The 24065-nt window shown below is 71.2% G+C and carries 22 protein-coding genes and 1 tRNA gene; 11 read left to right on the top strand and 12 right to left on the bottom strand.

Annotated features, from left to right (window positions below; genetic code table 11):
- Positions 1-4 precede the first annotated feature (4 nt).
- On the bottom strand, positions 5-862 hold the full coding sequence (locus Q8A52_RS30605; RefSeq protein WP_316757279.1) for a TerD family protein: 858 nt from the start codon (positions 860-862) through the stop codon (positions 5-7).
- A 186-nt stretch (positions 863-1048) separates the two neighbouring features.
- On the opposite strand from Q8A52_RS30605, the gene Q8A52_RS30600 reads away from it, so the two are divergent.
- The 3 genes from Q8A52_RS30600 to Q8A52_RS30590 are packed head-to-tail and all read left to right on the top strand — an operon-like array spanning position 1049 to position 5501.
- Entirely contained in the window at positions 1049-2215 is a 1167-nt protein-coding gene (locus Q8A52_RS30600; RefSeq protein WP_316757278.1) for an HpcH/HpaI aldolase/citrate lyase family protein, read from the top strand.
- A gap of 23 nt (positions 2216-2238) precedes the next feature.
- Positions 2239-4689: a phosphoribosyltransferase gene (locus Q8A52_RS30595; protein WP_316757276.1), complete on the top strand. Its 2451-nt coding sequence runs from the start codon at positions 2239-2241 to the stop codon at positions 4687-4689.
- The gene (locus Q8A52_RS30590) at positions 4689-5501 is read left to right on the top strand and encodes an HAD family hydrolase (protein WP_316757274.1); all 813 of its coding nucleotides are present in this window, start codon (positions 4689-4691) and stop codon (positions 5499-5501) included. Before Q8A52_RS30595 ends, Q8A52_RS30590 begins: the two co-directional genes overlap by 1 nt.
- A 29-nt stretch (positions 5502-5530) precedes the next feature.
- On the opposite strand, the gene Q8A52_RS30585 is transcribed toward Q8A52_RS30590, so the two are convergent.
- Entirely contained in the window at positions 5531-5752 is a 222-nt protein-coding gene (locus Q8A52_RS30585) for an FmdB family zinc ribbon protein (RefSeq protein WP_316757272.1), read from the bottom strand.
- Between the two features lie 365 nt (positions 5753-6117).
- Here Q8A52_RS30585 and Q8A52_RS30580 point away from each other — a divergent pair, with 365 nt between their 5' ends.
- From Q8A52_RS30580 to Q8A52_RS30570, 3 genes are all read left to right on the top strand, one after another.
- On the top strand, positions 6118-8238 hold the full coding sequence (locus Q8A52_RS30580; RefSeq protein ID WP_316757674.1) for a transglycosylase domain-containing protein: 2121 nt from the start codon (positions 6118-6120) through the stop codon (positions 8236-8238).
- Positions 8239-8287: 49 nt separating this feature from the next.
- Positions 8288-9586 carry a polysaccharide deacetylase family protein gene (locus Q8A52_RS30575; RefSeq protein WP_316757270.1) on the top strand — a complete coding sequence of 433 codons (1299 nt, stop codon included), beginning with the start codon at positions 8288-8290 and terminating at the stop codon, positions 9584-9586.
- 159 nt (positions 9587-9745) lie between these two features.
- Positions 9746-10870 (top strand): amidase domain-containing protein, encoded by a 1125-nt coding sequence (locus tag Q8A52_RS30570; RefSeq protein WP_316757268.1) that lies wholly within the window; start codon positions 9746-9748, stop codon positions 10868-10870.
- On the opposite strand, the gene Q8A52_RS30565 is transcribed toward Q8A52_RS30570, so the two are convergent.
- From Q8A52_RS30565 to Q8A52_RS30555, 3 genes are all read right to left on the bottom strand, one after another.
- A complete protein-coding gene (locus Q8A52_RS30565) occupies positions 10858-11397 on the bottom strand; it encodes a DUF4383 domain-containing protein (RefSeq protein ID WP_316757266.1) in 540 nt (179 codons plus the stop codon). The two genes, Q8A52_RS30570 and Q8A52_RS30565, sit on opposite strands and share 13 nt — an antisense overlap.
- A gap of 83 nt (positions 11398-11480) precedes the next feature.
- Complete coding sequence (locus Q8A52_RS30560) at positions 11481-12869, bottom strand: coiled-coil domain-containing protein (protein ID WP_316757264.1); 1389 nt, start codon at positions 12867-12869, stop codon at positions 11481-11483.
- A gap of 74 nt (positions 12870-12943) precedes the next feature.
- Positions 12944-13735 (bottom strand): DUF4097 family beta strand repeat-containing protein, encoded by a 792-nt coding sequence (locus tag Q8A52_RS30555; RefSeq protein ID WP_316757263.1) that lies wholly within the window; start codon positions 13733-13735, stop codon positions 12944-12946.
- A gap of 152 nt (positions 13736-13887) precedes the next feature.
- On the opposite strand from Q8A52_RS30555, the gene Q8A52_RS30550 reads away from it, so the two are divergent.
- Positions 13888-13959, top strand: a tRNA-Val gene (locus Q8A52_RS30550).
- A gap of 92 nt (positions 13960-14051) precedes the next feature.
- On the opposite strand, the gene Q8A52_RS30545 is transcribed toward Q8A52_RS30550, so the two are convergent.
- On the bottom strand, positions 14052-14396 hold the full coding sequence (locus Q8A52_RS30545; protein ID WP_316757261.1) for a hypothetical protein: 345 nt from the start codon (positions 14394-14396) through the stop codon (positions 14052-14054).
- A 67-nt stretch (positions 14397-14463) separates the two neighbouring features.
- Positions 14464-14916 (bottom strand): MarR family winged helix-turn-helix transcriptional regulator, encoded by a 453-nt coding sequence (locus tag Q8A52_RS30540; RefSeq protein ID WP_316757259.1) that lies wholly within the window; start codon positions 14914-14916, stop codon positions 14464-14466.
- Positions 14917-14976: 60 nt separating this feature from the next.
- Here Q8A52_RS30540 and Q8A52_RS30535 point away from each other — a divergent pair, with 60 nt between their 5' ends.
- Positions 14977-15348 carry a hypothetical protein gene (locus tag Q8A52_RS30535; RefSeq protein WP_316757257.1) on the top strand — a complete coding sequence of 124 codons (372 nt, stop codon included), beginning with the start codon at positions 14977-14979 and terminating at the stop codon, positions 15346-15348.
- A gap of 22 nt (positions 15349-15370) precedes the next feature.
- On the opposite strand, the gene Q8A52_RS30530 is transcribed toward Q8A52_RS30535, so the two are convergent.
- Positions 15371-16273: a ketopantoate reductase family protein gene (locus Q8A52_RS30530; protein ID WP_316757255.1), complete on the bottom strand. Its 903-nt coding sequence runs from the start codon at positions 16271-16273 to the stop codon at positions 15371-15373.
- 96 nt (positions 16274-16369) lie between these two features.
- On the opposite strand from Q8A52_RS30530, the gene Q8A52_RS30525 reads away from it, so the two are divergent.
- A complete protein-coding gene (locus tag Q8A52_RS30525) occupies positions 16370-16600 on the top strand; it encodes a DUF2277 family protein (protein ID WP_316757253.1) in 231 nt (76 codons plus the stop codon).
- 349 nt (positions 16601-16949) lie between these two features.
- Here Q8A52_RS30525 and Q8A52_RS30520 read toward each other — a convergent pair whose 3' ends face one another.
- The 4 genes from Q8A52_RS30520 to Q8A52_RS30505 form a co-directional block, all read right to left on the bottom strand.
- Positions 16950-17561 (bottom strand): DedA family protein, encoded by a 612-nt coding sequence (locus Q8A52_RS30520; RefSeq protein WP_316757251.1) that lies wholly within the window; start codon positions 17559-17561, stop codon positions 16950-16952.
- 306 nt (positions 17562-17867) lie between these two features.
- Positions 17868-19748 (bottom strand): FAD/NAD(P)-binding protein, encoded by a 1881-nt coding sequence (locus Q8A52_RS30515; protein ID WP_316757249.1) that lies wholly within the window; start codon positions 19746-19748, stop codon positions 17868-17870.
- Positions 19749-19873: 125 nt separating this feature from the next.
- Positions 19874-21496: an alkaline phosphatase D family protein gene (locus Q8A52_RS30510; RefSeq protein WP_316757248.1), complete on the bottom strand. Its 1623-nt coding sequence runs from the start codon at positions 21494-21496 to the stop codon at positions 19874-19876.
- Between the two features lie 156 nt (positions 21497-21652).
- Positions 21653-22297, bottom strand: coding sequence for an HNH endonuclease family protein (locus Q8A52_RS30505; RefSeq protein ID WP_316757246.1), 645 nt, complete (start codon positions 22295-22297; stop codon positions 21653-21655).
- 377 nt (positions 22298-22674) lie between these two features.
- On the opposite strand from Q8A52_RS30505, the gene Q8A52_RS30500 reads away from it, so the two are divergent.
- Together Q8A52_RS30500 and Q8A52_RS30495 are read left to right on the top strand one after the other, a co-directional pair.
- A complete protein-coding gene (locus Q8A52_RS30500; RefSeq protein WP_316757244.1) occupies positions 22675-23256 on the top strand; it encodes a TMEM165/GDT1 family protein in 582 nt (193 codons plus the stop codon).
- A 143-nt stretch (positions 23257-23399) separates the two neighbouring features.
- A partial coding sequence (locus Q8A52_RS30495) for an HAD-IA family hydrolase (RefSeq protein WP_316757242.1) occupies positions 23400-24065 on the top strand: 666 nt, incomplete at its 3' end.

The raw sequence follows: 24065 nt of genomic DNA, 5'->3' as shown, positions 1-24065 counted from the left end.
ACCCTCAGCGGCCGATGAACTGCGGGCCCTGCGGGGGCAGCCGGAAGTCCGGGTTCGGGACCGCTGTCACCGGGGGCGGATAGCCGTAGCCGGACTGGGCCGAGGTGGCCGCCGCGGCCGGTGCCTGGGGATAGCCGTACGCGGGCCGGCCGGCGGGCTGCGGATAGCCGTAGGCCGGCTGGGTCTGGGCCGGCCCAGAGGTCTGCGGCTGCGGATAGCCGTACGCGGACTGTGTCGGCAGCACCGTCGGCTGCTCCGGCAGCACGGTCGGCTGCTCCGGGGGCAGGGGCAGGGACTGGGGCGGCTCCTCGGCCCCCTCCGACTCGTCCACCGAGATGCCGAAGTCGGTCGCCAGGCCCTTCAGGCCGTTCGAGTAGCCCTCGCCGAGCGCCCGGAACTTCCAGCCCTCGCCGCGCCGGTACAGCTCGCCGCAGATCAGCGCGGTCTCGGCGCCGGTCTCCGGCTTGATGTCGAAGTGGGCCAGCGGATCGCCGTCGGCGGTGGACGCGTCGTACAGCACGATGCGCAGTGCGCGTACGTGCTCGAAGGCGACGCCGTCCGCCGAAGCGACCAGCAGAATACGGCTGACACCGGTCTCGACACCGGCGAGATCCGTCTGGATCGTGTCGGTCAGACCCTCGGCGATACGCTTTTTGCCGAGGCGCCACACCTTCCCGGAGGGGTGCCGGGGCTGGTTGTAGAAGACGAAGTCCTCGTCGGAGCGCACACGACCGTCGGGGCCGAGGAGCAGCGCCGAGGCATCGACATCCGGGACCCCCTGCCCGGGCGTCCAGCGCAGCACGGCGCGCACCGTCGTGGCTTCCAGCGGGACGTTCGACCCCTTCAGCATCGCGTGCGTCATGCGGTCATCCTGCCTTCTCGGTCCTGGTCACGACAATGCGGGGTAACCGCAACCGACAGGGCTGTGCTTGCCGGCGTTACCTGAAGTTCATGCCTGGCGGGAACCCATGACATGGATCCGTACGTACTATTACCGGCCACCTGTCCACCAAATCCACTCGGTCACCTTGCGCCACGGGGGAGTTCTATGCGTCATTTCGGGCACATCGCCCCTGAGGTGCGGCAGCGTCTCTTCCACCAGGAGCCGTGCGAGTTCACCGCCGACTCCCCGGCCCGGCTGCTCTCCGCGGCCCTGGGCGCCACGCTGTACAGCCCGGCCACCCGGCCGAGGCTCGCCGACGACATCGTCAAGCAGGCCTCGCACGGCGTGGTCTCGATGGTGCTGTGCCTGGAGGACTCGATAGGGGACGAGGACGTTCCGGCGGGCGAGGAGAATCTCGTACGCCAGTTCGTCGACCTCGACTCCCGGGCGGGCGTGGGCCTGCCCCTGCTCTTCATCCGGGTCCGCAATCCGGAACAGATCGCCGACCTGGTGCGCCGTCTGGGAGCGACCGTCCGGCTGCTGTCCGGATTCGTGTTCCCGAAGTTCACCGAGGAGCGCGGCATCCCCTTCCTCGAGGCGCTTGCCGCCGCCGAGGCGGAGAGCGGGCGGCGGCTGTTCGGGATGCCGGTGCTTGAGACGCCCGAGCTGATGTACCGGGAATCGCGCGTCGACGCCCTGGAGGGCATCGCCCGCGCGGTCGACAAGTTCCGCGACCGGGTGCTGGCGCTGCGCCTGGGCGTCACGGACTTCTGCTCCTCGTACGGACTGCGCCGCGCCCCCGACATGACGGCGTACGACGTGCAGATCATCGCGTCCGTGATCGCCGACGTGGTGAACATGCTGGGGCGGGCCGACGGCACCGGGTTCACGGTGACCGGTCCGGTGTGGGAGTACTTCCGGGTCCCCGAGCGCATGTTCAAGCCGATGCTGCGGACCAGCCCCTTCCTCGAGGGGCAGGCCGTCGAGCTGCGCGAGAGACTGATCGAGCACGCGATGGACGGGCTGCTGAGGGAGATCTCCCTGGACCAGGCCAACGGACTGCTCGGCAAGACCTGCATCCACCCCTCGCACGTCCTGCCGGTGCACGCGCTGTCAGTGGTCAGTCACGAGGAGTTCAGTGACGCCCAGGACATTCTGCGGCCGGAACGCGGCGGCGGGGGTGTACTCAGGTCGGCCTACACGAACAAGATGAACGAAGTGAAGCCGCACCGCGCCTGGGCCGAGCGGACCATGCTGCGCGCCGAGGTGTTCGGTGTTGCCAACGAGGACGTCAGCTTCGTGGAACTGCTCGCCGCCGGGATCCCCGGCTGACCACCGCCCAACCCAAGGAACGCATGAACAAGGCAGTGAACAACGGGGCCTGGTCCGGCAGTTGGGTCGCCGAGCGACTCGGGGTCGGACTGCTGGGCGACGACACGCTGACGGGCCTGCTCGGGCTCGCGCTGCGCCGCAACCCCAAGCGGGCGCATCTGCTCGTCTCCAATGTGCTGGGCAAGCATGTGCCGCAGTCGCCGGGTGTGGTGTACGGGCACGGGTTCGCCCTGGGCCGCAGGGTGCGCGAGCTCCTCGGCGACGAGGAGGCGGGCAGGGCGGTCGTCCTGGGCTACGCGGAGACCGCCACCGGCCTCGGCCACTCGGTCGCCGACGGCCTGGGCCTCGCCCCCTATCTGCACTCCACCCGCCGCCCGGTCGCGGGCGTCGCCCGGGCGGGCGGCTTCGAGGAGTCGCACTCGCACGCCACCTCGCACCTGCTGCTGCCGGAGGACCCGGCGCTGCTGGCCGGCGACGGCCCGCTGGTCCTCGTCGACGACGAGTTCTCCACCGGCAACACGGTCCTGAACACCATCCGCGACCTGCACGAGCGCTACCCGCGGAAACGGTACGTCGTGGTCGCCCTCGTCGACATGCGCTCACCCGCGGACGCGGGGCGCCTGGAGAGCTTCGCCCGCGAGATCGGCGCCCGCGTGGACCTGGTCGCCGCCGCCTCGGGCACCGTACGGCTGCCCGAGGGGGTGCTGGAGAAGGGCCAGGAGCTGGTCGCCAGGTACGAGTCCCGGGAGGCGCCCGCACCGGGGGCCGAGGACGGCCGGATCACCCGCGTCGAGCTGCACTGGCCGCGCGGTCTGCCCGACGGCGGCCGGCACGGGTTCACGCCCGCCCACCGGGCCCGGCTGGAGCGCGCCCTGCCCGCCATGGCCGCCCGGCTCGCCGAGGCGATACCCGGCGGCGCGCGCCGTGTCCTGGTCCTCGGTTTCGAGGAGCTGATGTACGCACCCCTGCGGCTGGCCCGTGAGCTGGAGCAGGTCGCCAACGTCGAGGTGCGCTACTCCACCACCACCCGCTCGCCCGTCCTCGCCGTCGACGACCCCGGCTACGCGATACGCACCCGCCTGGTCTTCCCGGCGCACGACGACCCGGCCGACGGCCCCGGCGAGCGCTACGCCTACAACGTCGCGGGCGCCGGCTTCGACACCGTCGTCGCGGTGGTCGACTCGGCCGCCGACACGCCCCGGCTGCACGCCCCCGACGGCCTGCTGGCCCGGCTGGCCGCGCACACGCCGCACGTTCTGCTCGCCGTCGTACCGTCGTATGTGCCCGAGCCCCTGTACGTACCCGAAAGGCCCGCCATGCTGCCCGAGCCCCTCCGCGGCCCCGCCTTCTCCTCGTACGCGCCCGACGAGGTCGGCTGGCTGCTGCAGGACCTCTCGGACGTGACGCTGGAGGCGCCGACCGAGGAGCGCGAGGAGGCGATCCAGAGCGGCGGCGCGCACTACGCCGAGTCGCTGCCGGTGGAGTACCAGCCGAGCGAGCAGTACCAGAGACTGTTCCACGCGGCCTTGGAGGACTCGGCCGAACGGATCGCCCACGCGGTCGGCGTGGTCACCGAGACGGTGATCGCCGAGCGGTCGCCCCGGCCGGTGCTGGTCTCCCTGGCCCGCGCGGGCACCCCGGTCGGCGTGCTGATGCGCCGCTGGGCCAAGTACCGGCACGGACTCGACCTGCCGCACTACGCCGTGTCGATCGTGCGCGGGCGGGGCATCGACGCAAACGCGCTGCGCTGGCTGGCCGCACACCACGATCCGCGGGACGTCGTCTTCGTCGACGGCTGGACGGGCAAGGGCGCGATCACCCGCGAACTCGCCGACGCCATCGAGGAGTTCGAGGCGGGCGACGGGATCACCGGCTTCGACCCGGAGATCGCGGTGCTCGCCGACCCGGGCTCCTGCGTGCGGACGTACGGCACCCGCGAGGACTTCCTCATCCCGTCGGCCTGCCTCAACTCCACGGTCTCGGGCCTGATCTCACGCACCGTCCTGCGCGCCGACCTGGTCGGCCCGAACGACTTCCACGGCGCCAAGTTCTACCGCGAACTCGCCGGCGTGGATGTGTCGGTGGCCTTCCTGGACGCCGTCGCCGCGCGCTTCCCCGAGGTCACGGACGCCGTGGACACGGCGGTCAAGGAGCTCCTCGCCGCCGACCGCACCCCGACCTGGGAGGGCTGGGCCGCGGTCGAGCGGATCAGCAAGGAGTACGGCATCCACGACGTGAACCTCGTCAAGCCCGGCGTCGGCGAGACCACCCGGGTGCTGCTGCGCCGGGTGCCCTGGAAGATCCTCGCCCGCGCCGGGGCGGGCCCCGACCTCGATCACGTCCGGCTGCTGGCCGAGCAGAGAGGGGTGCCCGTCGAGGAGGTCGACGAACTGCCGTACACCTGTGTGGGTCTCATCCACCCCCGGTACACGCGCGGTGCGACCGGTGCCGACGGCAAGGCGGTGACGGTCTGATGCCGGTGCTGGTGGCGAGCGACCTCGACCGTACGCTGATCTACTCCTCCGCGGCCCTGGCGCTGACCATGCCGGACGCGCGGGCGCCCCGGCTGCTGTGCGTGGAGGTGCACGAGAGCAGGCCGCTGTCCTATATGACGGAGACGGCGGCGGAGCTGCTGGGCGACCTCGGCGACTCGGCGGTGTTCGTGCCGACGACGACCCGGACCCGCAAGCAGTACCTGCGCATCAACCTGCCGGGCCCGGCGCCGAAGTACGCGATCTGTGCCAACGGCGGCCATCTGCTGGTGGACGGCGTCTCGGACCCCGACTGGCACGCGCAGGTGGTGAACCGGCTGGCCGACGAGTGCGCGCCGCTGGACGAGGTGCGGGCGCATCTGGCGGAGACCGCCGACCCGGCCTGGGTGCGCAAGCACCGGGTCGCCGAGGACCTCTTCGCCTATCTGGTGGTCGAGCGCGAGCTGCTGCCCGAGGAGTGGGTGAAGGAGCTCGCGGTGTGGGCGGAGAACCGGGGCTGGACGGTCTCGTTGCAGGGCCGCAAGATCTACGCCGTGCCGAAGCCGCTCACCAAGAGTGCCGCCGTCCGTGAGCTCGCCCGCCGCACCGGCGCCGACCTCACCCTGGCGGCCGGTGACTCCCTGCTCGACGCCGACCTGCTGCTCGCGGCCGACCGGGGCTGGCGCCCGGGGCACGGCGAACTGGCCGACGCCGACTGGACGGCGCCGGCGATCAGCGCGCTGCACGAGCGGGGCGTGCTGGCCGGGGAGCGGATCCTGCGGGAGTTCCTGCGGACGGTGCGGCGGCCGTCCTAGGCTGACCCCAGGGGCTCTCCCAGGGGGCGTCAGCCGCAGCAGCCCCCGCCGCAGCAGCCGCCTCCGCCGCCGCCCGCACGGGGCGTGGGGGCGGGTGCGGAGGCCGAACCCGCGACGGCTACCGTCGACAGCAGCTTGACCGTGTCGTCGTGGCCGGCGGGACAGGAGGCGGGGTCGGAGGACTGTGCCATGGGACGGCTCAGTTCGAACGTGTCGCCGCAGGTCCGGCAGCGGTACTCGTAGCGAGGCATAAGCACAGGTTAACCGGCGTGACGGTAATCACTACACCTCAGAATTTCATGAGTGTTCGACTCTGTCCGATACTTGTGCGGAGATTTTGAAAAGATCACTGATAATTTAGGCAGGCCGCGAGGAGCCGTAAGACCGGGGGAACAGGGGGGCTCGTGACGCCGCGCCCGCCGCGGCTGTGCCACCCGCTGAGTCTCAACCCACGCGAGCAAGACGAAGTGCGAGGGGAGACGCAGTCGTGACCGACGCATCGCAGCGGGCGGACGACCCGGAGGGCGAAGACCACGCCCGGCCCGGAGCCGGTGAGCCGTTGAACGCGGACGAGACCCTTCATCTGAAGGTCGACGCCCTGCGCGCGGACGCCACCATGCAACTCCGCGTGCCGCCTCCACCGCCGCCCCCCGCCTCCGGCGGCCGCGCCGACCGCCGCCGCAGCGCCCGCCCCACCCCCCGCGCCCGCCTCATCGCCGCGCTCTCCGGCCTGCGTGCCGCCGTGGGCCCCCGGCTCGCGCCGCTCGCCCCGTACGCCCGCCGCCTCAAACCCCTCTATCCGCGCCCCGGCCGCGCCGGCTGGCGCCGCTGGGTGCCCTCCTGGCGCCAGTGGCTGGGCGCCTGGCTGACGTCCTTCGGTCTGCTCAGCCTGTTCCTGGTCGTCGCCTACGCCGCCACGGACATACCGACCAACCTGAACACGTACGCCACCCAGCAGGACAACGTCTACTTCTGGTCCGACGGGACGCCGATGGCCCGCACCGGCTGGGTGCAGCGGCAGGCCATGCCGCTCAAGGACATACCCGAGGACGTGCGCTGGGCGGTGCTGGCGGCGGAGAACGAGAGCTTCTACTCCGACCCCGGAATCTCCTTCAAGGGCATCACCCGAGCGCTGTGGAGAACGGTCGGCCAAGGGGACACCGAGGGTGGCTCCACTATTACTCAGCAGTACGTCAAAAACGTCTATCTGAACCAGAACCAGACCATCAGCCGCAAATTCACCGAGGCGATGATCGCCCTCAAGCTCGACAACAAGATGAGCAAGGACGAGATCCTCGAGGGCTATCTCAACACCAGCTGGTTCGGCCGCGGAACGTACGGCATCCAGCGCGCGGCACAGGCCTACTACGGCAAGGACGTCAGCAAGCTCAACGCGAGCGAGGCCGCCATGCTGGCCTCCCTGCTGAAGGGCGCGGGACTCTACGACCCCACGCTCAGCGCGGCCAACCACAAGCGGGCTGTGGAGCGCTGGACCTGGATCCTCGACCGGATGGTCAAGATCGGCAAGCTGTCGCCGTCGGAGCGAGCCCGGTACAAGACGTTCCCCGAGCCGCTCAAGACGGCCCGGGTCTACGACACCGGCAAGCAGAGCGACTACCTGGTCGAGCTGGCGCAGCAGTACGCCAAGAAGTCCGCGCACATCTCGGACAAGCAGTTCGACCTCGGCGGCTACCAGATCTACACGACCTTCGACCGCAAGCGGGAGTTCCAGCTCACCGACGCCGTCACCAAGGCCCGCAAGCAGGCGAAGCAGGACGACCCGAAGGGCGTGAAGACCGCGCACTACGGTGCCGCCTCGGTCGCCACCGACGGCCGGATCCTCGCCGTGTACGGCGGCCCCGACCACCGTACGCAGGGCTTCAACGAGTCCAACGCGTCCACCGTCCGGGCCGGTTCGGCCTTCCTGCCGTTCGTCTATGCCGCCGGTCTGGAGCACGGCGTCCACAAGACCCGCAACGGCCCCGCGACCCCGGTCACCCCGCAGACCCTCTACAACGGCGACGACGGCGTCCCGGTCACCACCCCCGAGGGGCCGTACTGGGACCGCAGCGGCAAGCGGGTCGCCGCCCACAACGACGGCCGGCAGTCCTACGGGCAGATCGGCCTGGGCAGGGCGCTCGCCCTGTCGGTGAACACGCCGTTCATGCAGCTCGGCATGGACACCGGCCTGGCCAGGGTGCGGCAGACCGCCGAGGCGGCCGGCCTGCTCTCCTCCAGCATGGGGCCGCAGGTGCCCGCGATGTCCATGGGCAACTCGACGCCCAGCGCGATCCGGATGGCGAGCGGTTACGCCACCTTCGCCGCGCAGGGGCAGCACACCGACCCGTACTCGGTGCGCCGTATCACCCGCAACGGCTCGGTGGTCAGGATGGACATCCCCGCACAGCGCCGGGCGATCGGCGCCCGGGTGGCGGAGGAGGTCTCCCAGGCGCTGACGGACTCCCTGCTGACCGCACACCCGACCGCGGCCACCCCCGCCACGCCGGTGGACGGGCGCACCGGCGCCGCCCTTTCGGCGGGCGGGAAGGCCGGGACCACCGAGAACGACACCGCCGCCTGGTACGCCGGGACGGCCGACTCCGTGTCGACCGCGGTCGTCGTCTACCGCATGGACCTGGCCAAGAGCCTCGAACCACTTCCGCTCAAGGGCCTGGCCGGTACAACCTCTGACAGCATTCCGTACGTCATATGGGCGAAGGCCATGGGCCTCGGTTGACCTCGATGACCCCACGACCTCCCACCCCCCCGCACAGAATGAGCCGCGCATGAACAGGAAGCAGCCGACCGGCCGTCGCCGCCGGGACCGTGCCCGCCGCCGTGCACCCCGCCGCGCAACGCGCCCGGAAGTGATGACCCTGGCCGCCTTCCTCGTCGTGGCCTCGCTGGTCGCCGGTTTCCTGGCGCTGACCCGCCAGGACAACACGGCGCCCGCCGCGTCCGCCAAGGGCTCCAGGTCCGCCACGCCGAAGCCCGGCAAGGAGCCCAAGTGGGACGGTAAGACCAAGATCCTGGGCGACGGCTCGACCTCCTACACGGGCCCCCAGAAGGGGGAGCTGAAGGCCGTACCGCTCAAGCCGGGCGAGAAGCCGCCCCAGTTCGTCGTCTTCTCCTGGGACGGCGCGCTGCAGGGCGACGACGAGCTCTTCTCCCACTACCGGGAGCTGGCGAAGCAGTACGACGCCCATATGACGTTCTTCCTCACCGGCATCTATCTGCTGCCCAAGAGCAAGAAGGACCTGTACCACCCGCCGCAGCACAAGCCCGGCGCCGCGGCCATCGACTACCCCACCGACGAGCACATCCGCACCACCCTGGAGCAGTTGCGCCTGGCGTACGACGAGGGCAACGAGATCGGTACCCACTTCAACGGCCACTTCTGCGAGACCAAGGGCAGCGGCAAGGACTGGAGCGTCGACGACTGGAAGCAGGAGATCGACCAGTTCTTCTCCCTCGTGGAGAACTGGAAGACCAACACCGGCTACACGGACATCCCGGCACTGCCCTTCGACTTCGAGAAGGAGGTCACCGGGGGCCGCGCGCCCTGTCTGGAGGGCCAGCCGAACCTGCTGAAGGCCATCAAGAGCTACGGCTGGCGCTATGACGCCAGCTCCACGGGCGACTTCCAGATATGGCCGTCGAAGAAGAACGGCATCTGGAACTTCCCGCTGCAGTTGCTCCCGTACGGGGACAAGATCCAGGCCCTGTCGATGGACTTCAACTTCCTCTACAACCAGTCCGACGGTGAGACCACCGGCAACCCGGCGATGTACCCGCAGTGGAAGCAGCAGACGGTCGACTCCTACATGGCCGGATTCAACCGCGTGTACTACGGCAGCCGGGCACCGCTGTTCATCGGCAACCACTTCGAGGACTGGAACGGCGGCATCTACATGAAGGCCATCGACCAGGTCGTCAAGAACGTCTGCACCAAGAAGGGCGTCAAGTGCGTCTCCTTCAAGGAACTGGCCGACTGGATGGACGTGCAGAAGCCGGAGACGCTGGCGAACCTGCGCAGCCTGGACCCGGCGCAGTCGCCGGGTGACTGGTCGGCGGTGGTCAAGTGAGGTCCGTGCACTGGTGATTCCACTTGTGCAACCCCCTTCACAACCGACACACGTGCCGTGCGAAGATGCCATCCCCCGGTAGGTGTACCGGTGTAGAGGGGAACATCATTGAAATCTAGAAGATTGAGCCGTAAGGGCCGTCGTGCCGGAATAGTCTCGGTGGCCGCCGCCTCGGTCGTCGCCGGAGTGGCCCTGGTGCCCAACTGGAGCGCGGGCGCGGCCGTAGTCGACGACCCGACCGTGGACGCCGCGACCAAGGCGACCTTCCAGCGGCTGGCCGACGCGGTCTTCACCGACCGCACGGACGCCCTGGTGGACGGGGGCCAGAAGAAGCGGGCCACGTCCGGTTTCTCGGGCGACGTCAAGCTGTCCGCCACGCAGTCGCGCCAGGAGACCTCGGCGCTGACCGAACTGCACGGCCGTAAGTCGCGTCTCGCGAAGCTGGGCGAGAAGTACCGCGCCGGCAGTACCCGTGTCACGCTGGACGCGACCCGGGTGACCGGCCGCACGGCCAAGGCCGACGTCACCGAGACCACGACGCTGACCTACGCGAAGGTCAAGGGCAAAGAGCCGAAGACCACCGGCTTCCAGGCCCACCACGAGCTGACCTTCCGGGCCGACCGGCACGGCACCTGGCAGCTGACCGACATCAAGGACACCGACAACGGCTACATCGCCGTGAACCAGGTGGCCAAGCAGCCGACCGTCGCCGTGAAGGCCAGCCCGGCCGACGACGCCCCGCCCTCGGCGCCCCGCGCGGGCACCTCGTGGCCGGGGCCCTCCAACCCGAAGAACTTCACCGCCAGCGGCTACGACTACAAGGCCATGGTGGCGTACGCGACCAAGTACTGGAACAAGTACAACCCCGACTACCCGGACTACAACGGTCAGGGTGCCGGCGGCGACTGCACCAACTTCGTCAGCCAGTCCCTGAAGGCGGGCGGCTGGAAGCACGTCCCCGGCTACACGTACGACTTCCACAAGTGGTTCGGCAACTCCGAGATCCAGTCGGACTCGTTCGTCGGCGTCAACGAGTTCTCCTGGTTCGCCCTGTCCTCCAAGCGGGTCACCAGCCTCGCCAACGTCTACCAGCTGGACCTGGGCGACGTGCTGCAGATGGACTTCAACAAGGACGGGTCCAAGGACCACTCCATGATCGTCACCTACCGCAGCCCGATGGGCGTGCCGTACGTGTCGTACCACTCCACCAACACCTACAACCGGTCGGTGGCGAGCCTCGTCGCGTCGTACCCGAACGCCGCGTTCTACGCCTACCGCACCTGATCCGGCCGGTCCCGCCGCTCCGGCCGCACCGCGTCGGGGTGGCGGGCCCGCCAGTACGGGTTGTCGTCCGGCAGGGTGGAACTGACCCTGCCGTACATCCCGAACACCATCAGCAGGATCCCGACCACAAAGCTGAACAGCACGTTCTGCATCTTGAACGCCAGGAAGTTGTGGGGCGTGTCCAGCAGGGCGAGGTTCAGGAACCCGCTGAGCAGGAACAGGATGCCGAGGGTCATGTTCAGCGTGGACGCGAAGTTCCCGCCGATCACCATGCCCACGAAGAGCAGCAGCCCGACACAGACGGACAGGACGCTCAGCGCGCCATTGGTGTTCAGCCCCATGGCCGTGTTCCCACCGGTGTCGAAGAAACCGATGTTGTTGGTCAGGCCGAGGATGCCGAACGCGAGCAGGAACAGGCCCATCAGACCGGCGCCCACCCGGTAGACCTTGTTCAGCCGGTGGTCCATGGGAAGGTGCTCGTCGAACTTGATCCGCCGAGCGTCCGAGCGCGATGCGTGTGAGGCCATGTCCGCCTCCTTGTGCGGGTGAGTACCGGCGCAGGCCGTACGTCTCTCCCAATATCCGCCCGCCATGCCCCGGCGGCAACGGCTCAGTGCGCGGGACCCCCGCGATCCTCACGGATCTGGGCCACCACCCGTGCCACCGTCTGCCGCACGGCCTCCGCCTCGGTCAGGAAGTGCCAGTAGTCGGGATGGCGGCCCTCCAGACCGGCGATGGCCCGCTCCAGACGGCCCACGGCGTCGTCGAGCGGCCGGGCGTGGCGCGGGTCGGGGGTCGTACGGCCCGTCATGGCCAGCCGCTGTGCGTCCCGGATCGCGAACCGGGTCCGGTCGATCTCCTGCTGTGGGTCCTTCTGCACGGCGTTCAGCCGGTTCAGCCGGTCACCGGCGGCCGACACGGCCTCGTCGGTGGTGTTCAGCAGCGCCCGCACCGTCGACAGCAGCGAGGTGGCGTCCGGCCAGCGCTGGGAGTCCCGGGCGGCCTGCGCCTCCTTCAGCTTCAGCTCGGCCTGCCGCACGTTCTCCGCGGCCTGCTGCGGCACGTTCTGGAGGTCCTGCCAGCAGGCCGCCGCGAACCGGCGCCGCAGCTCGCTCAGCACCGGGGCGACCTGGCCGGCCCGGTTGGTCAGGGCCTGGGCCCGGGTGCGCAGCGACACGAGCCGGTGGTCGATCTCGGCCGCCTTCTCCGGCAGCCGCCCGGCCTCCACCCGGACGGCCTCGGCCTCCCGCTGGACCCGTTCGGCCCGCTCCAGCGTCTGCTGCACTCCGTGCTGCCCCGCGCCCTGGTTCAGCTTGGTCAGCTCGGGGGAGAGGGCCGCCAGCCGGGCCGCGAGGTCCTGAGCCGTCAGCCCCGAGCCCCGTACGGCGTCCAGGGCGTTGGACGCGGCCAGCAGCGCCTGGCGGGCCCGCTCCACGGCGGGCGCGAGCCGGGCCAGCTGGGTCTCGGCCTTGCCGAGCAGCGACCCGAGCCCGCTGCCGAAGCGGTCCAGCTCCTGCTTGACCCGGACCAGCTCGTCCTTGGCCGCGGTCAGCTCGGAGCGGGCCCGGGCGGCCGCGGAGGCCTCCAGGTCGTCCCGGTCGAGGTCGTGCGCGTCGATCGCCTGGATGTAGCGGTTGCTGACCTCGTCGATACGGCGGCCGAGCGCCTCGAAGTCGGAGACGGCGCGCCGGGCCGCGGGGGAGTCGTCGACGGCCGAGATGGTCTCGATCGAGATCCGCAGATCGCGCTGGGCGGTGTCGAGCTCGTAGAAGGCGGCCGCCGCGGCGTCCTTGGCGGCCTGTGCCTCGGCCCGCTGGCTCTCGGACCGGCCGCCGAACCAGCGCCGGGTGCCGCCGCCGGCGAACGCGCCGGGCAGCGCGAGGACGGCGAGCACGGGCAGGCCCATCAGGGTGAGGGCGTCACGCAGGGCCGTGGGGCCGCGCCGGGGCCGTGCGGACGGCGAAGTCGGCTGCTCGGGTGTCGCCGGTGTCGCCGTCACATCCCTCTCCCGTGCTGTGGTTCGCCCTGGGTGGTGTCATTCTCCCACCCGTTGAAGACGAACACACGAGCCGGTCAGTTCGCGGTTCGCACCGTGACTTTCCCGTCGTCGGTGCGGGCGGACACGACGTGGGGGCTGGAGTCGCTGCGGGGCACGGAGACGTCCACTCCGCCGTCGCCGGTCTTCGTCGTCACCCGGTACGTGGCCCGGGGCAGCGCGATCGTGACCGAGCCGTCGGCACTGCCGGCCTCCACCAGGTCGGGTACGGCGCCGAGTTCGAGACGGACGGAGCCGTCATGGGTGGTCGCCCGCACCCGGGGCGAGGAGACCTCGGCGTGCACGGAGCCGTCGTCGGAGCTGAGCTCCAGCGGCCCGGTGGAATCGGTGACGTGCACGGACCCGTCGTGCGTACGGATCCCGAGCGCGTCGGCGAACCCGCGCGCCCGCACGCTGCCGTCGCCGTCCTCCACCTTGACCGCGATACCGCGCGGCACCTCGATGCGGTGCCTGGCGGAGCAGTCGGCGACGAACCCGGAGCACCTCATCCGCAGCACCAGCCGGTCGTCCTTCATCGACCAGGTCACCTTCGGGTCCCCGCCCACGACCACCTTGCCCTTGAACCAGCGGGTGACCTCGACCGTCCCCGCCTTGTTCGAGTCGGCGGCGACGATCTCCAGCGCCGAGTCGTCGGAGTCGACGGTGAGGGTGTGCCCGTGCAGGGCGAAGGAACGGTGGTCGGGGTGCTTGTCGTCCGCCGCGGAGCCTGCGCAGGCGCAGAGCGCGGCGGTGAGGAGCACGGTGGCGCCGAGGGCGGTGGCCGTACGGCGGACGGGGGCGGTTCGGGCGGCTCGGGCAGTGGAGGTCATGTCATCGACGGTAGGAATCGGCGGCCCGGGAGCCGATCCGGGCGGCTCCCGTATTCGAGGTGGGGATAACCCCCGGACGTCTCCCGCGCCGGCAGTCCCGAAACGGGTTTGCGAGACAGTGCCCGGGGCAATGTAGGCTGTCGACTCGTCCTGGGTGCGTAGCTCAGGGGTAGAGCGCCTGCCTTACAAGCAGGATGTCGGCGGTTCGAAACCGTCCGCGCCCACACAGGAAGAAGACCCCGGCCGCTGACGGCCGGGGTCTTCTGGTTCCCGGCTCCTCCTGGTTCTTCTCGCCGCCGTTCTTCTCGCCGTCGCGTCAGTCGTCCGCGTCCTCGCGGCCCTCGTGCGCGTGCTTCAGCGTCATCCGGGCATCCACCCGGTCCGCCTCCGCAACCTCCGCCCAGAAGCGGTGACCGCTCACGAACACCGCGAGCTCGTGCTCCCGCTGCCTGAGCTTCTCCACCTCGGCCTGTTCGTCGGCCGTCCAGCCGGGGGAGGCGGGGCGCTCCACCTTCCGCCAGCCGCTGTCGTCGCTGAATCCGTCCAGCGGCTCGACCGACCAGGGGAGGCGCTTCAGGAGGGCCGACAGCTCGGCCCGGACCTGATGCAGCTCCTCCTGACCGGCGAGGAGGTCACTTGGAAAGTCATGGATCGCAGCCACGCGGCAATGCTACGCCTGTTCGATTTTGGGAGGCGAGTTCGTTCCGGAGGTTCATGCGAACGAGTGCTCAGTCCGTGGGCAGGCCCGCCCGCGCCGCCAGCGAACCCAGCGTCTCGTGGAGGAGCTGACGCTGGTCGGCGCTGAGGTGGGTGGTGATCTCGGCATCCAGGGCGCGGGCCTCGGTGGCGCAGTCGGCCAGCAGTTCGCGGCCCCGGTCGGTGAGTGTGAGGACCTGGCGGCGGCGGTCGCCGGGGTCGCGCACGCGCTCCACCGCGCCGAGCCGTTCCAGGTGGTCGGCCAGCGAGACCACCAGGCTGGGGGCCACGCCGAGGCGGCCCGCCAGGTCCTGCTGGGAGGCGAACGGGCCCTGTGTGAGGGCCGTGAGGAGCCCCACGTGCTTGGGCTTGAGGTCGTAGCGCTCGATCCGCTCGGCGAACCGGTCGCCGATCACCGCCCCCAGTGTGCCGAGCCGGAACGTGAGCGTGCGCGGCAGTCCGTCGGGCCCCTTGACTTCGTTCATGTCAGAGATGGTACCTTCCAAGAACCATTCTCAATCAGAATGATTCACGGGGTGATTAAATTGACCACGCACACCGCGCACCTGCTGACAGGCCTCCTCAACGCACTCGTGGCGCTCGTCTCGGGAATCTCCGCGGGCGTCGGACTCGCCCGGCCGTCCCTGCCCCTCGCCACGGGCGAGCCCCTCAACTCGGGAGTCGTCTTCTTCGCCCGCGCCTATGCCGTCCGCGCGATCCCGCTCAGCGCGGCGGTCCTGACGCTCGTCGCCCTCGGCTCCTGGGAAGCCCTCGTACCGGTGCTGATCGTCTCCGGTGCCGCGCAACTGGGCGACGCGGCGATCGGCGCGGCCCGCCGCAACCTGGGGATGCTGGTCACGGCGGGTGCGCTCGGGGTGGTGCACTTGGTTTCGGCGTGGTGGCTGTCGGCCGGATGACCGGCCTGCCCACCTGTCTGCCTCAGTGGCCGGAGGCCCGCAACTCCCGGACCAGACGTGCCGCCACCGGAACCGTTACTCCGTGGCGCTCGGCCGCGCGCAGCAACGCGCCGCCGATGGCGTCGAGTTCGAGGGGACGTCCCGCCTCCGCGTCGCGCTGCATCGACGACTTCGTGCCGGGGGGGAAGGCGTCGTAGCGGGCGAGCGCCCCGGCCGGGTCCGCGGGGGCGCCGCAGGCGGCCGCGACGGCCGCGGTCTCCGTGACGAGGGCCGTCAACTCCTCGCGGTGGCGCGTGCGTACGTCACCGAGAGGCAGTCCGTAGCGGGTGGTCAGCAGGGCGAACGGGGCGAGGAACGACATCTTCGCCCACAGGGCCGACGCCTCGTCCTCGCAGACCCGGGTGGCCGGACCGGCGGCGCCGAGGGCTGTCGCGAGCGTGTCCAGGAGGGGGCGGGGTACCGGGTCGCCGGCCAGATCGATCTCGGTGAAGGGGCTGCCGTGCTCGATCAGCCCGGGCGCGATGCGGGTGGACTCGACCCGGATCACGGCAGGGGCCACGCGGTCGGGGCGGTGGCGGGCGCGCAGCAGCGCGGGGTGCTCCACGCCGTTCAGGAACGGCACGAGGAGGGCGTCGCCGAGGACGCCGGGCGGGACTCGGGTGAGGGCCGCGTCGAGTGCCGTGTGCTTGACCGTGACCAGGCAGGCGTCGATGGTTTCGCGGAGTTCCGTGTCCGCCTCCACGGGCGCGGTGAAGTCACCGAACTGGGCGCTGCGGACGCGGATTCCACCCGTCCGCACGGCGTCGGCGGTCTCTTCTCCCGCCAGGCAGATCACCCGGTGGCCGTCGCGCGCCAGCAGGCCCGCGAGGAGGCCGCCGATGCCGCCCGGGCCCAGGACGGCCACGGTGAGTCGGTCGTTCGCCATGATGTGGTTGTTCCTCTCGTCGGTCGGCCCCGGGAACGGTGGCCGCCTTCGAGGGAGATCTTTCCAGGGCGCGCGGGAGTGCGTGAGACTGGGGGCATGTGCCGCAGCATCAAGACACTTCGCCCGCCTGCGCTGGCCGAGGAGGCCACGGAGGAGGAAATCCGCGCCGCCGCCCTGCAGTACGTGCGAAAGGTGTCCGGCTTCCGGGCACCGGCCGCGCACAACCGGGAGGCGTTCGACAGAGCCGTGGAGGCCGTCACATTGGCCACCGCCGAGCTGCTGGGCACCCTGGAGATCCGGGGCCAGGCGGCCCGCACGGGCGCGTAGAGCCACCCCACCGGGACCAGGCTGCGGAAAAGGTGTCGGCGCCTCATGGGCGGGGGCGCGCGGGACCGTGGGGTGCCCGTCGGCTGGGCGGGCCGTGGGGGACCGTAGGGTGCCCGTCGGCTGGGCGTGGGGCGAGGGGCGCCGGCCGGCACTTGCGGGGCCGTGAGGCGCCCGTCGGCCGAGCGGGGTCATTGGGGCGCCCGCTGGTCTTGCGGGCCACGAGGCGCCCGTCGGCCCCCGAGAGCCGACGGCGACCGCCCCGCAGATGCCCCCGAGCTGCACCCAGCCCCCTCCGGAAGGTCTGGCACGCGGGCCCGCCACTGGGGGGTGGGACTGCGCCGCTTGCCCGTCACGACGCCTCCGGAGCCTCCGGTCGGCGGCGCATCAGGTAGGCCGCGGCTGCCCCCGCTCCGAACAGTGCCGCGAAGGACACCGCCGTGGCCAGCCAGCTGGCGCCCAGCCACTGGCCGCCGAAGTAGCCGAGGGCGACGCTGTAGGCGGCCCAGGAGAGGCCGGCCAGGGCGGACCAGGGGACGAACTCGCGGGCGCGGCGGTGTGCCGCGCCGGCGCACAGCGAGACGATGGAGCGGCCGGCCGGGGCGAATCGCGCGAGTATCACCAGCGGGCCGCCGCCCTTGGAGAGGGCCGCGCCGAGACGTTCCTGCGCGCTGGTCAGGCGCCGGGAGCGGGCGATCGCACGGTCCAGTCGCTCACCGCCGCGCCAGGCCAGCCGGTACGCCACCAGGTCGCCCAGCACCGAGGCGGTGGCCGCGGAGAGGGTCAGGGCCAGAATGTCCGGCACATGCCCCGTCGCCCCGGAACCCGCCGCGGCCGCCGTGGCCGCCGTGATCACCAGCACCCCGCTGGGCAGCACCGGCAGGAAGACGTCCAGCAGAACCGATAGCGCGACCGCGGCATAGATCCATGGGCCGGCGATCAGCGACCCCACGTCATCGAACACGACTACTCCCCGTTACTCCCCCGATAACAGCCATACAGCGTACGCCTGGGGTGTGACAGAAGGGTCACGGGGGGCTTATGTGTTCGCACAGTCTGTCAACTCCGGGCCCGGCCGGGCGACGGAATTTCTCGGCATGTCCCGGGGGTGCGGCGGGCGAACAGCCGGTCCAGGCCGAACGCGCCGGAGCCGCGTACCAGCCGGCCCAGGTGCCTGCCTCGGTGAGGCGTCCGGACATGTGGGGGTTGCTCCCTCGGTGGTCGGTGGGGGGCGTCGGTACCGGATGAGGGGCTCAGGTCAGGTGAACCCCTAGTTAATGCTTGCAAGTTCAACATCCGGCCATGGTTCCGCTTCCGCTTCCGCGCCCGCCGCACGGAGAACCGCCCTCGCCACCGCGTCCGCGTCCGAGAGTGTGACCGAATCCACCCCGGGCCGGGCCCCCGCCGCGGTCACCCAGTGCACCCCTTCCGTGGGCACCCCGAATGCGAACCGCCGTGCGTGTGGGCGCCCTTGGCCGTCGATCAGGCGGTACGGGCGCTCCGTCACGTCCAGCCCTCCGGTCTCGTAACCGTCCACGGTGTGCGGCCGGCAGCCGCCGGACTCCAGCAGCCGGCCGAGCAGCCCGTCGGCCGTGTGCCGCAGATCCGGTTCCGGAAGCCGGGCCTCGACCAGCGTCTTCGCGCGCACGGCGGAGCCCGGCACGTCGGGGGAGCTGCCCACCCAGGCCCCGTCCTCCGCCCGTACCTCGAGGCGCGGCCCGAGCACCTCCACCACGCCCGCCGACATCAGCGCGGCCAGCTCCTCTGTGCGGCGGCGGGGCGGGCCGATGGAGAGGAAGGCGTTGAGCGGGGTGTACCAGCGGTCCAGGTGGTCGCGGCGGGAGGCGCCGGCCAGCCCGCCGTGGTCGACGATCAGCCGTATCTCGTTGCGCAGGTCGCGCAGCACGTCCAGGGCCGCCTTCAGCGGCCCGGCGACATTGCCGAGGGCGGCCTGCGCGGCGTCCTCGCGGAGGTGGGCGAGCAGCCACCCCCGCCAGTCGTCCGGGCCGGTGAAGGACCGTCCCGCGTACGGCGTCGAGATCCGTTCCCACGACCAGCGCTCGGCGTCGCCTATCCCGAACTCCTCGAGGACCCGGGCCTCTTCGGGGCTGCCGTGCGCCGTGGCGAGGAAGCGGTCCCTGAACTCTTCGTGCCGCACCAGGGTTTCGTAGTGGACGGTCTCCACCTCCTTCGCCACCAGCGGCCACACCTCCGTCAGGAAGTCCGGCGCCTCCCCGGAGTCCGCGCGCTTGCGGAAGCCAGCGATCACCTCCGGGGTGAGGACGAGCGGGAGATGCCGTCCGTATGTGCCCTTGGCGTTGTCGCCCCGCGCCTGGTACGGCACCCCGCGCCGCGAACCGGCGTACAGCCGCGGCTCACGGCCGGAGGGCGTGTAGCGCAGGGAGCCGTCGGCGGCGCGGGCGAAGCGGCCGCCCCGGCCGGTCGTCAGCAGGGCCAGATGGTCGAAGAAGTTGAGGCCCAGGCCGCGCAGCAGCACCGGCTCCCCGGGCGTCAGCGGGGAGTGGTCCACGTCGGCCGGGTTGGCGGGCGGTATGTGGCGCAGGCCGTGGCGAGCGGCGTCGGCGGCGAGGCGCCGCTGTGCCGCGTCCGAGGCCACGGGCAGATGGCCCTGCGCCAGCACCACGGCGGACAGCCCCGACAGCACTCGGCCGTCGTCCAGCTCCAGCGTCTGCCGTCCGCCCGTGCCGTCGGAGAGCCGTACGGCGCGGGCCCGGTGCGCCTCCACACGCACGGCCCCCGGCGCCTCACGCACCGCCTTCCCGAACGCCCACTCCAGGTAACGGCCGTACTGGGCGCGGGTCGGGTAGTCGTCCGGATCCAGCTCACCGTCCGCCCACTCGTACAGACTCGGACCCGGACGGATCGGGCCCGAGCAGTCCACGCTGTCGTCCGTGAACAGGGTCACCTGGCAGGCCACGGTGTTCATCAGCAGCTCCGGCGACTGTGCGGTGCGCCAGACGCGGCCCGGTCCCGGCGGCGCCGGGTCGATCACATGGACGGTCAGCCGGACACCTGTGGGGAGGAGTTCCGGTGCCGAGGCACAGAGGCGTTCCAGGACGCTGGTTCCGCGTGGGCCGGCGCCGACCAGGGCGACGGACAACGCGGCGGATTCCTCGGTCGGTGCAGACAAAGAGGTGACTCCCGGGCGTGTGGGGCGCAGGGCGGCAGACCGCCCGCAGGAAGCGGACGGTCCGCCTCATCATGCCGTCGCCCGTCACGTAAGCCAACGCGCTTCTCAGACGTCACAGTTGTCCGTCATGAGGGGGTGAGGGAGGACTCCTCCACGGTTTTCAGCGACCCGTCCCGCCGTGCCCGCTCCAGCCTCAGTCGCGCCGAACGTCCCTGCAGGGTAAGGGACATGAGCTGGTTGCCGAACCAAGGGCCGCCCGTCCTGCGCCAGTCGACCGGCGGCGCAGGGCAGCCGCCGTGCCGGGCGAGCCGGCGTCCCAGGAGCCGGGCCGCGGCGCTCCAGCCGAAGCGGAAGCCGAGCCGCAGCGACAGGGGTACGGCGTTGTGCACGGGGGAGCAGGTGAGCTGCAGGACGCGGGCCTCGGGGCCGTCGGCCGGCCACGAGGGCTCGGCGACATAGGCGTGGTGCACGTCTCCGGACAGCACGCAGACCGTGGCCGGTGCGCGGGGTCCGGATCCGGCCTCGGCGAACAGATCGGTCAGGGCGGTGAAGGAGGCGGGGAAGGCGGCCCAGTGCTCCAGGTCGGCCCGGCGGCGCAGGTCCTCGCCGAAGCGCGCCCAGCGTGCGCCGCGGTCGCCCCGGCACAGGGCCGCGTTCCAGGTCTCGGCGTCGTGCACCAGGTGCGGCAGCAGCCAGGGCAGGGAGGTGCCGACGAGGAGATGGTCGTACGAGCCCGGGTCGCCGAGCGCCTGCTCGCGCAGCCACGCCGCCTCGCCGGGGTCGAGCATCGCACGGCTCTCCTCGTCGAGCACCCGGGCCGCCCGGGTGTCCACCATGAGCAGCCGTACCCGGCCGAAGTCGCGCCGGTAGCTCCAGCGGACCGAGGCCGGGTCGGCGTCGGCCTCGGCGGCGAAGGCGCGCAGTACGTCCGTGCCGTCCGGGGTCTCGCGGACCGCCGCGTACAGCGGGTCGGCGGCCAGCTCACCGGGCGACAGATTGCCCAGGTGCTGATACACCCAGTACGACATCAGACCGCTCAGCAACCTCTCCTGCCACCACGCGGTGGCGCGCATGTCGGCGAGCCAGGAGCCGGAGGTGTTCCAGTCGTCGATGACGTCGTGGTCGTCGAAGATCATGCAACTGGGCACGGTGGACAGCAGCCAGCGCACCTCGGGGTCGAGCCAGGACTCGTAGTAGAGGCGGGTGTACTCCTCGTAGTCCGCGACCTCGCCGCCGGGCGGGTCGCCCAGGTCGCGCCGGGCGGCGAGCCAGCGCCGGGTCGCCGGGGAGACCTCGTCGGCGTACACCTGGTCGCCCAGCAGCAGGAGTACGTCGGGCAGCTCGCCGTCGGCGGCAGTGCGGGCCGCCAGCGCGTCCAGGGCGTCCGGCCCGGCCGGATCCTTGTCGTCGGCCGGGGGCGCGGCCCAGCGGCAGGAGCCGAAGACCACGCGGACCGGGTCGCCCTCGGCGGGCGTGCGGATGACGGAGGGCGGGAAACGGGAGTCGGGCAGCGGCCACACCCGATTGCCGTCGAGGAGCACCTCGTACGACGGTGACGTGCCCGGGGTGAGTCCGGTCACCTGGATCAGGGCGTACTGGTGCCCGGCCACCTGGAAGGTGCGGGCCGTGCCGCCGGCACCGTCGGCGCAGCGCACCTCGGCGCCGCACGGCCGGCTCGTCTCGACCCAGACGGTCGCGGACGAGCCGTCGGCGTATCTCAGAAGCGGTCCCAGCAGAAGTCCGGCCACGGCGCCCGCCCTCTTCTTTGCTCGGTTCGCCTCCGGGGCGCTGTCGGCCGCGCCCCTTCGGCTCACCTCCGTCGTCGTGATCCGTACGGTATTGAACGACGGGGGAGGGCGGACAGACCTCGGCGATCAGTAGTTGGCCGATCTGCGGTGGGTCGATCAGCAGCCGGCGAGGTAGTTCGTCAGCGCCGTCTTCTCGGCCGAGTCGACCGAGAGGTCGTAGTAGTACTTCACCTGGACCCAGGCGCGCACGTAGGTGCAGCGGTACGCCGTGCGCGACGGCATCCAGGTGGCCGGGTCCTGGTCGCCCTTGGCCTGGTTCACGTTGTCCGTGACGGCGAGCAGCTGGGGCCGGGTGACGTCGTTGGCGAAGGCCTGGCGCTGGGCGGTGGTCCAGGCGCCGGCGCCGGAGTCCCAGGCCTCGGCCAGCGGGACCAGGTGGTCGATGTCGAGGTCGGAGGCGGCGGTCCAGGTGGCACCGTCGTAGGGGGAGTACCAGCTGCCGCTGGTGGCGGTGCAGGCGGAGTTGGTGACGACGTTGGTGCCGTCCCGCTTGAGGATGTACTCGCGGGTGTTGCAGGTGCCGCTGATCGTGATCCAGGTCGGGAACAGGTCGCGGTTGTAGCCGGTGCGGTTCTCGGTGGCCACGGTGAGCTGGGCGAGGTAGCTGCGGGCGGTGGCGGCGCTGACCGGGGTGGGGAGGGCGGCGGAGGCGCTCGGGGAGTTGAACAGTGCGGCGGAGGCTATGAGACCGGTAAGAGCCGCGAGTATGCTGAGGCGTCGACGCGCGTAGAACTTCGGCATGCGAACTCCCTTGTGGGGTGGGGGCGTTGGAGCACGAGCGAGGGAATGCTCCCGGCTCCGCGTTGCCGTTTGGTGTGTGTCCGGTAAGAAGTTAGTGACGTGTTCATGACACAACAAGGTTTACGGTCGAACTTTCGGTCGCGTACCATGGGTGGCGCAGAAGGGGAGTAGCTCCTCGCCGGACCGTCGACATACTGCTCAGCCAGCCTGAGCCGGCGCCCGGAGCCGGACCTCGGTCACGAGGCCGGCCAGCGAGACCTTCGGCAAGCAGTGCACGCCCGTGCCTCACGGCACGGGTGCCGTGTGCTGCCATGCCGAGGTGTCTCCGTGTGACGTACAGCACTCTCGGTGGGGCAGCCCCGACCGATTGAGGGACTTTGATCAGCATCACCGTGACGGCGCTCGCCTTCGGCGTCATCTTCCTCGCCGAGCTGCCGGACAAGACCGCCCTGGCCGGCCTCGTCCTCGGCACCCGCTACCGGTCCTCGTACGTCTTCGCGGGCGTCGCCGCCGCCTTTCTGCTGCACGTGGCGCTCGCCGTCGCGGCCGGCAGCGTGCTGACGCTGCTGCCCCAGCAGATCGTGCACGCGCTGACCGGTGTCCTCTTCCTCGGCGGCGCCGCGATGCTGCTGCTGAAGAAGGACGAGGACGACGAGGAGATCCGCAAGCCTGCCGACCAGTCCTTCTGGAAGGTCGCCGGTACGGGCTTCATGCTCATCCTGGTCGCCGAGTTCGGTGACCTCACGCAGATCATGACCGCGAACCTCGCCGCCCGCTACGACGACCCGATCTCCGTCGGTCTCGGTGCGGTGCTCGGCCTGTGGGCGGTGGCCGGACTCGGCATCGTCGGTGGAAAGGCCCTGATGAAGCGGGTGCCGCTACGGCTCATCACGCAGATCGCGGCGCTGCTGATGCTGGCGCTCGGCGCGTGGAGCCTGTGGGAGGCCGTGGCGGGCTGAGCTGAACGTCAGGTGAATGCCTGCCGGGGGTGGCGGGATCCCGCCCGGGTTTTGTACCGTGGAGGAACAAAGTGGCTCCCGCCCGTTTTCCCTGACCGGCGGGCGGGGCCGCCTTGGCCTTCCCTTCCGCCCTGGAGCTGCCGATGACGGCCACCGCCACGCCCACTGTCCTCACCGCCCGTGCCCTCCTGCTCGACATGGACGGCACCCTCGTCAACTCGGACTCCGTCGTGGAGCGGATCTGGCGGCGCTGGGCCGAGCGGCACGGGCTGGACGCGGACGAGGTGATGAAGGTCGTGCACGGGCGCCAGGGACACGCGTCCATGGCGGTCCTGCTGCCGGACCGGCCCGTCGAGCAGAACCTCGCCGACAACACCCGCATGCTCGCGGAGGAGACCGCGGACGTGGAGGGCGTCGTCGCGATCCCCGGCGCGCCGGAGTTCCTGGCCTCCCTGCGCGGGCTCCCGCACGCCCTGGTGACCTCCGCCGACATGGCACTGTCGACGGCCCGCATGGCCGCGGCGGGGCTCGGCCTCCCGGACGTCCGCGTCACCGCCGAGTCGGTCGGCGCGAGCAAGCCCGACCCCGAGGGCTTCCTGAAGGGGGCTGCGGCACTGGGCGTCGACCCCGCCGACTGCATCGTGTTCGAGGACTCCGGCGCGGGCATCGCGGCCGGCCGGGCCGCCGGAATGCGGGTCGTGGGGGTCGGGACACGAGCCCGGTTCCACGGGCCGGACGTGGTCGTGGAGGACTTGACGCGGGTGAGGGTCGTGGCTGCGGGGGACGGGACGATCCGGCTGCACGTCGGC

The organism is Streptomyces herbicida, assembly GCF_032656585.1.
GTDB lineage: Bacteria > Actinomycetota > Actinomycetes > Streptomycetales > Streptomycetaceae > Streptomyces > Streptomyces herbicida.
Note: the sequence above shows the minus strand (reverse complement) of the source record. Positions and strands in the feature narration are given on the sequence as shown.